The organism is Vibrio tasmaniensis (genome assembly GCF_024347635.1).
GTDB classification, from domain to species: domain Bacteria; phylum Pseudomonadota; class Gammaproteobacteria; order Enterobacterales; family Vibrionaceae; genus Vibrio; species Vibrio tasmaniensis.
This window is the reverse complement of sequence record NZ_AP025510.1, coordinates 2,472,602-2,487,357: the sequence shown is the minus strand read 5'-3', so window position 1 is coordinate 2,487,357 and position 14,756 is coordinate 2,472,602. Positions and strand designations below refer to the sequence as shown.

The following is a 14,756-nucleotide window of genomic DNA, read 5'->3' as shown; positions in this document are numbered from 1 at the left end:
GTCAGTGAGCAGAAAATAAAAGAGGGTAGCTCAGTGCTCCCCTCTTCTGTTTTGCTTTCTTTTTTATTCGTGGTTGTTTTTAGCTTTTTCTAATAAATCAGTGAAAAAGTGGCGTAGCGAATAAAGCATGATCAAACTCGGAATCACCATTAATGACGTCAGTATAAAGAAAGTTGACCAATCATTGAGGTAATCGACGAGCTCGCCACTGAATGAAGCCAGAGTTGTTCGACCGAAATTACCTAGGGATGCTAATAAGGCATATTGCGTCGCCGAGAAAGCTTGACCAGTCAGTAAGGTTAAGAAAGAGACAAATGCGACTGTCGAAAAGGCGGTTGTGAAGTTGTCGACAATGATAGTTGCCAAGAACAGAGTTTCACTAGGGCCTGCCTGAGCGATCCACGCGAACATTAAGTTACTGGCTGCCATTGCAACACCGCCAATCATCAGTCCGCGTACAATACCGAATTTCACATTGAAGATACTGCCGAGCAAGGTGAAGAATATCGTCGCGCCCCAACCGATTAACTTGGAGTAGTGGCCAATCTGTTCATTGCTAAAGCCTATCTCTTTATAGAAGGTGATAGACATTCTACCTAAGAAGGCTTCACCTATCTTAAATAGGAAAACAAACAGTAGAAGGGTAATGGCAACTTGAACCCCGTTTCGTTTGAAGAAATCATAGAACGGTTCTAGCACTGTAACGCTGAACCACGCGACGACTTTTGAACCCACAACTTTATTGTGACGTTGCTGTGCTTGTTCTTGCAGGGCTTCGCGCTGTGTATTGGGCTCACCGACAAAAAGAGTAAATAGCATTAACACGACAACCACACCAGCCATGCCGTAATACACACCATTCCAACCGATTGAGTCTGCATTGATAAAAGCGAGATAACCTGGAAGAGAATAGCCCGTCCACCATCCCATTACGGCCATTGCGGATGCTTGTGGCAACTTTGATGCTTCCGATTTTGGAAATGAATCAATACGAAAGGCATCAATCGCGACATCTTGAGTAGCAGAAGCGATAGCTATTCCGAGAGCAAGCATAGAGGTGAACATCAAGTCATTGGCTGGGTTTACTCCGGCAATGAACAGGGTGCAGATCAATACCAAACTTTGGCACAAGAATATCCAACTGCGTCGTTGGCCTAATATCGCGTGTAAAACTGGCAGTTTGACCCGGTCTACTAACGGTGCCCATAGAAAGTTGATGGCATAGACGGCGAACACACTACCGAAATAACCGATCGCAGCACGAGTTAAACCGGCATCTTTTAGCCAACCAGACATGTTGGATCCAATCAGGACCCATGGGAAGCCACTCGAACAACCGAGCATAAACACCCAAAGTAGACGTTTATCTAGGTAGCTGCGGAAAGTTTGCATCCAAGAAAGAGAGGGGGTGCCTGATGACATGGGTCGTCCTTGTATAGAAAACGCCCTTAAGAATAAGGGCGTTACATTGGATTACTTAAGAAGGGTCACTTTAGTGATGACGATTGGGTCGACAGGAATGTCTGACATGCGGCCCATTCGCTTGGTTGGAATTGTTGCCATCTTTTGAACAACGTCAAAACCATCGGTTACTTTACCAAATACAGCGTAACCCGGATTGCCACCTTTAGCGTTTAAGAAATCGTTGTCTGCAAAGTTAATGAAGAACTGGCGAGTTGCAGAATCTGGTGCATTGGTGCGAGCCATTGCGATCGTTGCAGTATCATTCTTCAGGCCATTGCTACCTTCATTTTTGATAGGAGCATAAGTTGCTAATTGCTTCATATCTTGATCGAAGCCACCACCCTGAGCCATAAAGCCCGGGATCACACGGTGAAACTGAGTGCCTTCGTAGCTACCGTCTGCAACATATTTAAGAAAGTTATCAACACTAACCGGTGCTTGCTCTTGGTTTAGCTCGATAGTGAAGCCGCCTAATGTCGTCTCTACGCTGACTTTCGGTCCAGCCCAAACACTCACGCTCACCAGCATCAATGCGATAGAAGATAGAATGCGTCCCATTAGAAACGTTCCTTCATGTAAGTTCTTAGCTCTTGGTCATTAGCTATTTCAGTAAGTACCAAGTTAATGACATCGTTAAGCACCATTGAAATGTCGTCGTTTGATGCGCTCAATGCGCCAGTGCGAACAGCGGTACCATTGAATGTCTTAACTAGCTTACCTTCAGGCGTTTCAGCAGTGACTTCAAGTGTTACTTTACCGTCCATTTGGTTTTCCATGATGGTGTGCTTGACAGTAACGAGCGCTTCTTGAATCTCTAAAACAATTGAGTTTTCACTGTTTACGCTTGCACGAAAACCTTGAGACTCTAACTGTTGAGCAATAGCGTTTTCTAGAGAAATACGCATGTTTTGCTTAGCGTGAATCGGCTGAATGTTTGAACGTCCACTATCAACCAATGCAACATATTGAGCAGCACGAACATCTTTACTGGTTAGTGTGTATGTTTTGCCTTGTACAAGGTTGCTTGAGCTTAGTGAAGCTTCTGGCATTACGTTGATCTGTTCTTTCTGAGGGGCTGAACATGCTGTCAAAGCCAAAATAGAAGCAGCCAAAATCAGTTTTTTCATTCCTTTATCCTTTCTAAATTCACACCAGGAGCTCGGTATCTTAAATTCTTGTGACGTCGTTTCTGCTTATTTATTAAAATTCGCAGGTTCTCTTGTTGCTTGTAATATCTCAAATTTCTGGTTTAGTTCAAGCGTTTCAACGTTTGCTTCACCAAATAGTCTTGCTAGTTTGACATCGTATCCGAGGTGTCGGTTACCAATAACAATTAATTTGCCTCCGTTGCTAAGAACATGCTTTGCATCACAGAACATTTGCCATGCAATGTGATCAGTAATCGCTTGTTGCTGGTGGAACGGAGGGTTGCACATAACTAAGTAAGTGCTGTTTTTCTTAAAGCCATCTAAACAGTTATTGGCGATGAACTGAAAATTACCTTCTTCGCCAAGGTTATCCTTAATATTTTGACGCGCTGATTCTACGGCCATAAAGCTTTCATCTACACAGGTGATACGTGCTTGTGGGTTTAATTGCCCAGCTTTTACACTCAATACACCGTTGCCACAACCTAGGTCGATGATATGACGCAGTTCAGGATCTTGAGGGATGTGCTCTAGCATATAGCGAGCGCCTTGATCGAGTGCTTCGCCTGAGTAAACGTTCGGTAAATTTTTCAGGCGAATATCTTCACCGTCTACATCCCATTCAACAAAAGGTTCGACCGTTTGAAGCGGCTGACAATTTGGTGAAGAGAAAACCAAGCGATGTTTCTTCTTCGCTAGAGAAGTTTTGGTTTCACCTAGGTACTTTTCGAAAATATTAAGTGTAGATGTGTGGATATCTTTTACTTTGTTGACACCGATGACTTGGCAGCCTTCTGGCAACGCTTGGCGCAGTTGACTCAATTGCCAGACTAGATGGCGGTTTGTTTTAGGCAGCTGCATGATCACAAGGTCAATCCCGTGTGGGATATCATCCATTGTGTTCAGGAAGTTCACACGGTTACTTTGATTGCGCTGTAAATTTTTTAGCGCACCGCGATGAGAGATAAACGAGTCGCTCATCATGCTGACATCATGATCTTTCGAGAACCATGCCGACAAGGCACCAAAGCTATCGTTCATGATCAGGATGTGTTTGCCCGGTTCAAGGTTCATCTCTTCAACGTGACTAATAATGTATTCGTCGCCCGCATCCCAAGCTTGAAGGGTTTCATTTGAACGGTTGGGGAAACGATGTAAGGTCAAAGTTCTATCGAGAAGAGTAAGTTCGGTTTTCATAGCTTGAGATACTTATGTAAGAAATAACAACGATATTGTCTCAAATGCAGCCTGAACAAGATAGAAAAAACTCAACCAAACCTAAGTCGTTCGTTATGAAATACTCAGACAGTCGACCAGTTAGGGTTTATACTTCCCCCACAGATAATGCCAATACGTTATTAAGGAATCATAATGATCCAAGAAGTTATCGAAACAAAATTGCACAATGAGTTTTCACCAAGTCATTTAAACGTGGTCAATGAGAGCTATATGCACAATGTTCCGGCTGGTTCTGAGAGTCATTTTAAAGTGATTGTTGTCAGCGATGCGTTTGAAGGTTTGCGTCTTATTGGTCGTCATCGTGCGGTAAATAAAGCACTTTCAGAAGAGCTAGCGAATAATATTCACGCACTATCTATTCACACTTATACAAAAGATGAATGGATGAAGCAACTCGATAACGTGCCAGACAGCCCTATGTGTATGGGCGGTGGTAAGTAATAAATCTAATTGATAGAAGAGGTGGCGATGCCGCCTTTTTTATCGCCATGCTAATGTGTTTTTAGGGTTTATATCACTCAAATTGATGTCAAATTAGGCGCCTTTAAATACCCACAATGAGTAATGTTTTTATTAACAGTGTTTCAACATAACTCGTAAAATATTAGTTTGTGACAGAGTATTAATCTCTTGTTTAAAACGCGATTCAAAAGCCATTTTATCTGTGCGGCTCGTCAAATTTATACATATTTGAGAGTCCATATGCTTCAAATCTCACCAAATTAAGGCTGTATTCAAGTTATTGGTCATGGCATCAAGTTGTCAAAAAATGCTAGAATACGGCACCTGATAAATCTCACATAATCTTTGTGATGGGTTTATTAACGTAATGTTGCGATTTTGGTATCTCGAATTTACCAAAACCGGACACTGTAATGTCGTGTCTAAGGGCGATGTTAAAACGTCCTGAATTTACGCAATTAAAAGAATCTTTTTCCCGATAAAGTAGTGCAAGTGCGTATGATTACAATAAAGAAGGGTTTGGATCTTCCTATCGCAGGAACTCCATCCCAGGTGATTAATGATGGTAAGTCCATCACTAAAGTCGCCTTGCTTGGCGAAGAGTACGTTGGTATGCGTCCTACGATGCATGCTCGCGTTGGTGATGAAGTGAAGAAAGGCCAAGTTCTTTTTGCAGATAAAAAGAACCCAGGTGTTGTATTTACTTCTCCAGCAAGCGGTAAAGTTATTGAAGTGAACCGTGGTGCTAAGCGTGTTCTTCAATCAGTAGTGATTGAAGTAGCAGGTAATGAGCAGATCACGTTCAATAGCTATGAAGCTAACCAACTAGCAAGTCTTGACCGTGAAACGGTTAAAACTCAGTTAGTTGAGTCTGGCGCATGGACCGCTTTGCGAACTCGTCCGTTCAGCAAGGTTCCAGCAGTTGATTCTGAAACTCAGGCTATTTTCGTTACTGCTATGGATACTAATCCGTTAGCAGCTGAGCCAGAATTAATCATTAACGAGCAGTCTGATGCTTTCGTTGCTGGTTTAGATCTTCTTTCAACTCTGACTAACGGTAAAGTGTACGTTTGTAAAAAAGGTACTAGCTTACCTCGTTCAGCTCAGTCTAACGTTGAAGAACATGTTTTTGATGGCCCACACCCTGCAGGTCTTGCAGGCACGCATATGCATTACCTATATCCGGTAAATGCACAAAATGTAGCGTGGAGCATTAACTACCAAGATGTTATCGCATTCGGTAAGCTTTTCCTTACTGGTGAGATTTACTCTGAGCGTGTTGTTTCTCTGGCTGGTCCAGTGGTTAACAACCCTCGTCTAGTTCGTACTCAAATTGGTGCTAGCCTTGAAGAGTTGACGGACAGCGAGTTGATGCCAGGTGAAGTTCGCCTGATCTCTGGTTCAGTGCTATCTGGTGTTCACGCTTCAGGTCCACATGCTTACCTTGGCCGTTACCATCAACAAGTTTCGGTTCTTCGTGAAGGTCGTGATAAAGAGCTATTCGGCTGGGCTATGCCTGGTAAGAACAAGTTCTCTGTTACTCGTTCATTCCTTGGTCACGTGTTTAAAGGTCAGTTGTTCAACATGACAACGACAACAAACGGTAGTGATCGCTCTATGGTTCCAATTGGTAACTACGAGAAAGTAATGCCATTAGATATGGAGCCTACTTTGCTGCTTCGCGATCTATGTGCTGGCGACGTTGATAGTGCACAAGCACTTGGTGCGCTAGAGCTAGATGAAGAAGATTTAGCACTGTGTACCTTTGTATGTCCTGGTAAGTACGAGTACGGTCAGTTACTTCGTGAATGCCTAGATACAATTGTGAAGGAAGGGTAATTTCATGGGCCTTAAAAAGTTTATTGAAGACATCGAGCATCATTTTGAACCAGGTGGTAAACACGAAACGTGGTTTGCGCTTTACGAAGCAGCAGCAACACTTTTCTACACACCAGGTACTGTTACAAAGAAAAGCTCGCATGTCCGTGATAGCGTTGATTTAAAACGTATCATGATCATGGTTTGGCTTGCGGTATTCCCAGCAATGTTCTGGGGTATGTACAACGCAGGTGGTCAGGCTATCGCAGCACTAAACCACATGTATTCAGGTGCAGAACTGGTTTCTATCATTGATGGTAACTGGCACTACTGGCTAACCGAAATGCTTGGAGCCTCCTTAGGGGCCGATGCAGGTTGGGGCAGTAAGATGCTCTTGGGTGCGACTTACTTCTTACCTATCTACGCAACGGTATTTATCGTTGGTGGTTTCTGGGAAGTATTGTTCTGTATGGTGCGTAAGCATGAAGTCAACGAAGGTTTCTTTGTTACTTCTATCTTATTTGCGCTTATCGTTCCGCCAACGCTTCCTCTATGGCAAGCAGCACTAGGTATTACCTTTGGTGTTGTTGTAGCTAAAGAGATCTTCGGTGGTACGGGTCGTAACTTCTTGAACCCTGCTCTTGCTGGTCGTGCGTTCCTATTCTTTGCATACCCTGCACAGATTTCAGGTGACGTAGTTTGGACTGCTGCAGATGGCTTCTCTGGTGCAACTGCTCTTAGCCAATGGGCTCAAGGCGGCGGTAGTGCACTAATGAACGTAACATCAGGTGAAGCAATCACTTGGATGGACGCATTCATTGGTAACATTCCAGGTTCTATCGGTGAAGTTTCAACGCTTGCACTTATGATTGGTGCAGCAATGATTGTTTACATGGGCATTGCTTCATGGCGCATCATTGCGGGTGTAATGATCGGTATGGTTGCGGTATCAACACTATTTAACGTGATTGGTTCTGACACTAATGCAATGTTCAGCATGCCTTGGCATTGGCACCTAGTACTAGGTGGCTTCGCATTCGGTATGTTCTTCATGGCGACTGACCCAGTATCAGCTTCATTTACCAATAAAGGTAAGTGGTGGTACGGCATCCTAATCGGCGCAATGTGTGTAATGATTCGTGTAGTTAACCCTGCATACCCAGAAGGCATGATGCTTGCGATTCTATTCGCAAACCTATTTGCTCCTCTGTTTGACCACGTTGTAATCGAGAAGAACATTAAGCGGAGACTAGCGCGCTATGGCAAGTAATAACGATAGCATTAAAAAGACGCTGTTTGTTGTTATCGCATTGAGCCTAGTGTGCTCAATCATCGTTTCAACAGCTGCAGTTGTTCTTAAACCTAAGCAACAAGCTAACGCAGTTCTGGATCAGCAAACTAAGATCCTTGAAGTTGCGGGCATTGAACTTGCGGGTAATATCCCAGCACTGTACGCAGAGAACATCGAACCTCGTCTAGTCGATTTCGCTACTGGCGATTTCGTGGACGGCGACGCTGCTGCATACGACCAACGTAAAGCGGCAAAAGATCCTGCTCAGTCAATCAAGCTTTCAGCTGAAGATGACATCGCAAAGATCATTCGTCGTGCTAACACGGGTACTGTATACCTAGTGAAAGATGGCGCTGAAACTTCTAAAGTTATCATCCCTGTTCACGGTAACGGTCTATGGTCAATGATGTACGCATTCGTTGCGGTAGAAACTGATGGCAACACAGTTTCTGGTATCACTTACTACGAGCAAGGTGAAACTCCTGGACTTGGTGGTGAAGTTGAGAACCCAACTTGGCGCGCTCAATTCGTTGGTAAGAAATTATTCGACGAAAACCACAAACCTGCTATCCAGGTTGTTAAAGGTGGCGCTCCTCAAGGTTCTGAGCACGGTGTAGATGGCCTTTCTGGTGCAACACTGACTAGCGTTGGTGTTCAACATACATTTGACTTCTGGTTAGGTGATATGGGCTTTGGTCCGTTCCTAGCAAAAGTTCGTGACGGAGGTCTGAACTAATGTCTAGTGCAAAAGAAATTAAAAAGAGCATCTTAGCGCCTGTGTTGGATAACAACCCAATCGCGCTACAGGTTCTTGGTGTGTGTTCTGCTCTTGCGGTAACCACTAAGCTAGAAACAGCATTTGTTATGACTATCGCGGTAATGTTCGTTACTGCCCTGTCTAACTTCTTCGTTTCTTTAATCCGTAACCACATTCCTAACAGTGTGCGTATCATCGTTCAGATGGCAATTATCGCATCATTAGTAATCGTGGTAGACCAAGTGCTTAAAGCATACCTATACGATATCTCTAAGCAGCTATCTGTATTCGTTGGCCTAATCATTACAAACTGTATTGTAATGGGTCGTGCTGAAGCATTCGCAATGAAGTCTGCGCCAATCCCATCTTTCATCGATGGTCTTGGTAACGGTCTTGGTTACGGTTTCGTTCTTATCACTGTTGGTTTCTTCCGTGAGCTTCTAGGCTCTGGCAAACTATTTGGTATGGAAGTACTACCTCTAGTGAGCAACGGTGGTTGGTATCAGCCAAACGGCTTGATGCTTCTAGCACCTTCTGCATTCTTCCTAATTGGTTTCTTGATTTGGGCAATTCGTGTGTTCAAACCAGAACAAGTAGAAGCGAAGGGGTAAGGTAGTCATGGAACATTATATTAGTCTGCTAGTTAAATCGATTTTCATCGAAAACATGGCGCTTTCTTTCTTCCTAGGTATGTGTACATTCCTAGCGGTTTCTAAGAAAGTTAAAACTTCTTTTGGTCTTGGTGTTGCGGTAGTTGTAGTACTTACAATCGCTGTTCCTGTAAACAACCTTGTTTACACACACATCCTAAAAGAAAATGCACTTGTTGCCGGTGTCGATTTAAGTTTCCTTAACTTCATCGCATTCATCGGTGTTATCGCTGCACTTGTACAAATCCTAGAGATGGTTCTAGACCGTTTCTTCCCACCTTTGTACAACGCACTAGGTATCTTCCTTCCATTGATCACAGTTAACTGTGCAATCTTTGGTGGTGTATCTTTCATGGTAACTCGTGACTACAACTTTGCTGAATCTGTTGTTTACGGCTTCGGTTCTGGTGTGGGTTGGATGTTAGCTATCGTTGCTCTTGCGGGTATCCGTGAGAAGATGAAGTACTCTGACGTACCTCCAGGTCTACGTGGCCTTGGTATCACGTTCATTACTGTTGGTCTGATGGCGTTAGGCTTTATGTCTTTCTCTGGTGTTCAACTGTAGGGTAAGCACCCAGTAATAAGGAATAACAAATGCAAAGCATTATTCTTGGCGTAGCGATGTTTACCATTATTGTATTGGCTCTAGTACTAGTGATTCTTTTCGCTAAGTCTAAGCTAGTACCATCAGGTGACATCACTATTGCTGTAAACGGCGACCCTGAAAAGGCGATCGTTACTCAACCTGGTAGCAAGCTACTTGGTGCCCTAGCTGGCGCTGGTATCTTCGTATCGTCTGCTTGTGGTGGCGGTGGCTCTTGTGGTCAGTGTCGTGTAAAAGTTAAGTCTGGTGGTGGCGACATCCTACCAACTGAACTTGATCACATCACCAAAGGCGAAGCTCGCGAAGGCGAACGTCTTGCATGTCAAGTTGCTATGAAAACTGACATGGAGATTGAACTAGACGAAGACATCTTTGGTGTTAAGAAGTGGGAATGTACAGTTATCTCTAATGATAACGAAGCTACTTTCATCAAAGAGCTAGCACTTGCTATCCCTGAAGGTGAAGAAGTACCGTTCCGCGCGGGTGGTTATATTCAGATTGAAGCTGAACCACATCACGTGAAATACGCAGATTACGATATTCCTGAAGAATACCGTGGTGACTGGGATAAGTTCAACTTGTTCCGTTACGAGTCTATCGTTAAAGAGCATTCGATTCGTGCTTACTCTATGGCTTCATACCCAGAAGAGAAAGGCATCATCAAGCTTAACGTGCGTATCGCAACTCCGCCGCCAAACAACCCTGATGTTGCTCCAGGTGTGATGTCTTCATACATCTGGTCTCTTAAAGAAGGCGACAAATGTACTATTTCTGGTCCATTTGGTGAGTTCTTTGCTAAAGACACAGACAATGAAATGGTATTCATCGGTGGTGGTGCAGGTATGGCGCCAATGCGTTCACATATCTTCGACCAACTTAAGCGTCTTAACTCTACTCGTAAGATGTCTTACTGGTACGGTGCACGTTCTAAGCGTGAGATGTTCTACATTGAAGACTTCGACGGCCTAGCGGCTGCAAACGAGAACTTCGTGTGGCACTGTGCACTGTCTGATCCTCAACCAGAGGATAACTGGGACGGTTACACAGGTTTCATCCACAACGTATTGTACGAAAACTACCTGAAGGATCACGAAGCTCCTGAAGACTGTGAGTACTACATGTGTGGTCCACCAATGATGAACGCGGCTGTTATCGGCATGCTTAAAGATCTTGGTGTAGAGGATGAAAACATTCTACTAGATGACTTCGGTGGTTAATCCATTTAAGTGATTGATATTATGGCTGACTCTCACGAGTCAGCCATTTGTTTTTCTAAGACTACTCGTGACAACAAACTGGCTTATATAAGAAAGAGTAAGGCATTTAAAATACCTATTTTCACTCTTATTTTTCCTTATATAAATCCTCAACATTAGACAGGAGTAAGCAAGTGAGAATTTGGCTTGTTGCATTAACTTCTTTGATTTTTCTTGCGGGCTGTGAGCAGGCAAGAGAGCAAGTGCATTTAAGTGGCCCGACAATGGGGACCAGTTATAACATTAAGTATATCAATGGCGATGAATTTCCTGAGTCTAAAGAAGTTCATACCGAGATCGATCGTCTACTTGAAGAAGTGAATGATCAAATGTCGACCTACCGTGAAGACTCAGAGCTGAGCCGTTTCAACCAACACAAAGGTGCGGATGCATTCGAAGTATCTGAACAAACCGCTATCGTTGTGAAAGAAGCGATTCGTTTGAACGGTCTTACTGAAGGTGCATTGGATGTGACGGTTGGTCCATTAGTGAACTTGTGGGGTTTTGGCCCAGAAGCGCGTCCTGAAGTGGTTCCATCGGACGAAGAGCTTGCGGCTCGCAAAGCTAAGGTAGGTATTCATCACCTAAGCATTGAAGGCAACAAACTGACTAAGGATCTGCCGAACCTGTATGTCGATCTTTCGACGATTGCAAAAGGTTGGGGTGTTGACGTTGTAGCTGACTACCTAGATTCAATTGGTATCCACAATTACATGGTAGAAGTGGGCGGTGAAATTCGCTTGAAAGGCTTAAACCGTGAAAGTGTGGGTTGGCGTATCGCGATCGAGAAGCCAAGCGTTGATGAACGCAACATTCAAGAGATCATCGAGCCTGGTGATATGGCGATCGCAACGTCTGGTGACTATCGTAACTATTTCGAGCGAGATGGTGTTCGTTACTCACACATCATCAACCCAGAAACAGGTAAGCCGCTTCATCATAAAGTGGTTTCTGTAACCGTTTTAAATCCGTCTTCAATGACTGCAGACGGTTTATCTACTGGCCTTATGGTCTTAGGTGAAGAAAAAGGACTGGAAGTCGCAAACCAACATAACATCCCTGTGTTCATGGTGGTAAAAACAGCAGATGGCTTTAAAGAAGTTGCTTCTGAAGCATTTAAGCCATACTTAGGTAAATAAGGTAAGCGAGATAATTATGAATACATTTCTGATTACATTTGGTGTTTTTCTTGCAGTAATCGCAGCGATGTCAATTGGCTATATTATCCAAAAGAAAGTTGTGAAAGGTAGCTGTGGTGGCTTAGGTGCTGTTGGTATTGATAAAGTATGTAACTGCCCTGAACCTTGTGACGCGCGTAAGAAGCGTGAAGCACGTGAAGCATACCGTGAAGAGAAACTGGCTGAGCGTCAACAAAAAGAAGCGGCTTGGAGTAAAGACCGTATCGCTTAATTGGTGACAGTCATAGAGGAATAGAGTTATCTATGCCCTTAAAATAAGAAGCTCAAGATTATCGTCTTGAGCTTTTTTAGTTTTAAGGTTTCGCCGTTTATCTTGGTATTAAAAATGGGAAAAAAACGAATTTCTACTGGTCGATTTGCATGTTGTTGCGCACAAAGACCAGTTGGTTCCTACCTTGTTCTTTTGCAGTATAAAGCAGTTCATCTGCGGCTTTTATTTGCTCATCTAAACTGCCAACTAAGTCGGTTGCTCCGATACTCATGCTGACTTTAATCCGTTGCGAGTCATGGATAACCTCTTGGTTCTGTATCGCAACTCTCATCGATTCTAACGTGTCGACAAATTCTTCAAATGGTCTGCATGATTGAATGCAGAACTCTTCACCGCCGAAACGAACGGCTATATCATCTTTAAAATGATTTTTGATGATCTTTCCGACTTCAATGAGCACCGCATCACCACCGTCATGACCGTAGGTATCGTTCACTTTTTTAAAGAAGTCGATATCCATCATGGCGATACTACGATGTTCGCAGCCTTTACATGTTTGATTGAAAAGGTAGCGGCGGTTCCAAAGCCCGGTCAGAGCATCCTCATTGGCATGACGAAACAGCTCATTGGTGGCTTCTTTCATATCGAGTAGTTGATGAATACGACAGAAGAACTCTTCTTGGTTAAATGGCTTATAAAGGAAGTCGTTGGCGCCAGCTTTAAGGAAACGAGCAGTCATGGTTCGGTCGTCACTGCCAGATAGTCCTAGAATAGCGAGTTGATTGCGATCGTGGTGTACTCGGATATCACGGGTCATTGAAATGCCATCTTTGTTTGGCATGTCATGATCGGTAACGACGAAAGTGATGTCGGGGTCGTTTTGGATAAGATCTAGTGCTTGCTCTCCATCCTCCGCTTGAATCGTTTGAATATATTGGTGCTCAAGAAGTTGCACTACATATCGACGAACTACAGCAGAATCATCAACAACTAAGGCTTTATGGTATCGGTTATTCGAGATTCGATTAACCAGAGGAAGTAAGTAACTGACTGACGACATGCTGTCTTTAAGGATGTAATCAATCACACCTTTCGCGAGTACTTGTTCTCGAAGTGTGTTGTTGAACATGCCGGTTAGGACTATGATTTTTTGCTGATAGTCGAGTACCAAATCAATGATCTCGCCATCTTGGCCATCGGGTAAGCAGTAATCGAGCACCGCACACAAGAAATCCGTCTCTTGCTCTAAGATAGCTTTAGCTTCAGCCACTGATTCAGCCAGTGCAACCTCATAGCCATCGTTTGTCAATTGCTGGTACAGGTAGTTTCTGAATGCTCGACTATCTTCGACTACTAGTATTTTATCACTCAAAAGTTATCCCTACTTACAGGTTAAATACTCTCTTACAATACTATCAGAATAGTAAGTGGCTAATGAAGTTAAAGCTATTTAGCTGGGCTCCAGATCATTTTAAATCTGAGAATAATTGATTATACTGTTTATAGATACAGTTGTGAGGTTGGGTTATTCCTAGATGTGTAGTGCGGGTGAAGAGAAAGTAAGAAAAATAATCCACGTTGATATGGACTGCTTTTACGCTGCTGTAGAAATGAGAGATAACCCTGCTTACCGAAATCGACCACTCGCAGTAGGGGGGCATGAAAAGCAGCGTGGGGTTTTGAGTACCTGTAATTACGAAGCTCGCAAGTTTGGTATTCGCTCTGCAATGCCAACGGGAAAGGCGCTGCAGCTTTGCCCCAATCTGTTGGTTGTTCCTGGGAGAATGTCGGTTTACGTCGAGATATCGAAAAAAATCCGCGAAATTTTTTCTCGATACACATCCATCATTGAACCTCTTTCTTTAGATGAAGCTTTTCTTGATGTTACGGATTCGACGCTGTGTCGTGGGTCGGCAACACTGATTGCCGAATCAATTCGTCGTGATATCTGGAATGAACTTAACTTAACGGCTTCTGCTGGCATCGCCCCGATAAAGTTCTTGGCGAAAGTGGCTTCAGATCTGAACAAGCCTAATGGTCAGTTTGTTATCCCACCGCAAGACGTACAAGCTGTTATTGACGAATTGCCACTTGAAAAGATTCCCGGTGTTGGCAAGGTCAGTATTGAAAAACTTCATCAAGCGGGGCTTTTTACTTGTAAAGATATTAAGGAGTCTGATTATCGCGATCTCTTGCTCAGGTTTGGCCGTCAAGGTGCATCACTGTGGAAGCGCAGCCATGGTATTGATGACCGAGAAGTTATTATTGAGCGTGAACGAAAATCGGTAGGCGTGGAGCGAACTTTTACTCAGAATATTTCTACTTACGCAGAGTGTTGGCAGGTAATAGAAGACACGCTTTTCCCTGAGCTTGAAACACGTTTAGAGAAAGCTAGCCCAAGTAAAGCGATCATCAAGCAGGGCATTAAGCTCAAGTTTGCCGATTTCCAGCAAACCACTATTGAGCACATCCACGCCTCTTTAGATCGCGAACACTTCAAAGAGCTGTTAAGCGAAATACTCAAAAGGCAGCAAGGGCGAGAGATACGCCTGCTTGGTTTAAGCGTAATGCTACAACCCAAAGACCAAATGCGTCAGTTGAGTTTCTTTTAGGGAAAAGCACTGAGAGTTTAGATTTAGAGGTGTTGCTGGAAGTGC

General features: G+C 43.7%; 15 protein-coding genes. 10 read left to right on the top strand and 5 right to left on the bottom strand.

The annotated features are described in order from the left end of the window. Positions 1 to 63 precede the first annotated feature (63 nt). The 4 genes from OCV44_RS11190 to OCV44_RS11175 all read right to left on the bottom strand — a co-directional run bounded on the left by OCV44_RS11190 (position 64) and on the right by OCV44_RS11175 (position 3,809). Positions 64 to 1,422, bottom strand: a complete 1,359-nt coding sequence (locus tag OCV44_RS11190) for an AmpG family muropeptide MFS transporter (protein ID WP_139684097.1) — start codon at positions 1,420 to 1,422, stop codon at positions 64 to 66. Between the two features lie 51 nt (positions 1,423 to 1,473). Further along, on the bottom strand, positions 1,474 to 2,022 hold the full coding sequence (locus tag OCV44_RS11185; protein ID WP_139684096.1) for a peptidylprolyl isomerase: 549 nt from the start codon (positions 2,020 to 2,022) through the stop codon (positions 1,474 to 1,476). Beyond that, complete coding sequence (locus OCV44_RS11180; RefSeq protein WP_139684095.1) at positions 2,022 to 2,591, bottom strand: YajG family lipoprotein; 570 nt, start codon at positions 2,589 to 2,591, stop codon at positions 2,022 to 2,024. The genes OCV44_RS11185 and OCV44_RS11180 overlap by 1 nt, the downstream gene beginning before the upstream one ends. A gap of 66 nt (positions 2,592 to 2,657) precedes the next feature. Then, complete coding sequence (locus tag OCV44_RS11175; protein ID WP_139684094.1) at positions 2,658 to 3,809, bottom strand: methyltransferase; 1,152 nt, start codon at positions 3,807 to 3,809, stop codon at positions 2,658 to 2,660. A gap of 174 nt (positions 3,810 to 3,983) precedes the next feature. On the opposite strand from OCV44_RS11175, the gene bolA reads away from it, so the two are divergent. The 9 genes from bolA (at position 3,984) to nqrM (ending at position 12,099) form a co-directional block, all read left to right on the top strand. Further along, a complete protein-coding gene (bolA, locus tag OCV44_RS11170; protein WP_009848370.1) occupies positions 3,984 to 4,292 on the top strand; it encodes a transcriptional regulator BolA in 309 nt (102 codons plus the stop codon). A 519-nt stretch (positions 4,293 to 4,811) separates the two neighbouring features. Continuing rightward, positions 4,812 to 6,152 (top strand): Na(+)-translocating NADH-quinone reductase subunit A, encoded by a 1,341-nt coding sequence (locus OCV44_RS11165; RefSeq protein ID WP_123301652.1) that lies wholly within the window; start codon positions 4,812 to 4,814, stop codon positions 6,150 to 6,152. Positions 6,153 to 6,156: 4 nt separating this feature from the next. Then, positions 6,157 to 7,401, top strand: coding sequence for an NADH:ubiquinone reductase (Na(+)-transporting) subunit B (locus OCV44_RS11160; RefSeq protein ID WP_004735208.1), 1,245 nt, complete (start codon positions 6,157 to 6,159; stop codon positions 7,399 to 7,401). Further along, positions 7,391 to 8,158: a Na(+)-translocating NADH-quinone reductase subunit C gene (locus OCV44_RS11155; RefSeq protein ID WP_004735209.1), complete on the top strand. Its 768-nt coding sequence runs from the start codon at positions 7,391 to 7,393 to the stop codon at positions 8,156 to 8,158. The genes OCV44_RS11160 and OCV44_RS11155 overlap by 11 nt, the downstream gene beginning before the upstream one ends. Then, positions 8,158 to 8,790, top strand: a complete 633-nt coding sequence (locus tag OCV44_RS11150; RefSeq protein ID WP_004735210.1) for an NADH:ubiquinone reductase (Na(+)-transporting) subunit D — start codon at positions 8,158 to 8,160, stop codon at positions 8,788 to 8,790. Before OCV44_RS11155 ends, OCV44_RS11150 begins: the two co-directional genes overlap by 1 nt. A gap of 7 nt (positions 8,791 to 8,797) precedes the next feature. Then, positions 8,798 to 9,394 (top strand): NADH:ubiquinone reductase (Na(+)-transporting) subunit E, encoded by a 597-nt coding sequence (gene nqrE / locus OCV44_RS11145; RefSeq protein ID WP_004735211.1) that lies wholly within the window; start codon positions 8,798 to 8,800, stop codon positions 9,392 to 9,394. A gap of 29 nt (positions 9,395 to 9,423) precedes the next feature. Beyond that, entirely contained in the window at positions 9,424 to 10,650 is a 1,227-nt protein-coding gene (nqrF, locus tag OCV44_RS11140) for an NADH:ubiquinone reductase (Na(+)-transporting) subunit F (protein ID WP_009848376.1), read from the top strand. A gap of 173 nt (positions 10,651 to 10,823) precedes the next feature. After that, positions 10,824 to 11,828: an FAD:protein FMN transferase gene (locus OCV44_RS11135; RefSeq protein WP_086049945.1), complete on the top strand. Its 1,005-nt coding sequence runs from the start codon at positions 10,824 to 10,826 to the stop codon at positions 11,826 to 11,828. A gap of 16 nt (positions 11,829 to 11,844) precedes the next feature. Further along, positions 11,845 to 12,099 (top strand): (Na+)-NQR maturation NqrM, encoded by a 255-nt coding sequence (gene nqrM / locus OCV44_RS11130; protein WP_009848378.1) that lies wholly within the window; start codon positions 11,845 to 11,847, stop codon positions 12,097 to 12,099. Positions 12,100 to 12,232: 133 nt separating this feature from the next. Here the strand turns inward: nqrM and OCV44_RS11125 are convergent, their stop codons facing one another. Next, a complete protein-coding gene (locus OCV44_RS11125; protein WP_139684093.1) occupies positions 12,233 to 13,471 on the bottom strand; it encodes a GGDEF domain-containing response regulator in 1,239 nt (412 codons plus the stop codon). Between the two features lie 163 nt (positions 13,472 to 13,634). Between OCV44_RS11125 and dinB the strand changes: the two genes are divergently transcribed. Continuing rightward, complete coding sequence (gene dinB, locus OCV44_RS11120) at positions 13,635 to 14,711, top strand: DNA polymerase IV (protein WP_139684092.1); 1,077 nt, start codon at positions 13,635 to 13,637, stop codon at positions 14,709 to 14,711. Positions 14,712 to 14,756: the final 45 nt, after the last annotated feature.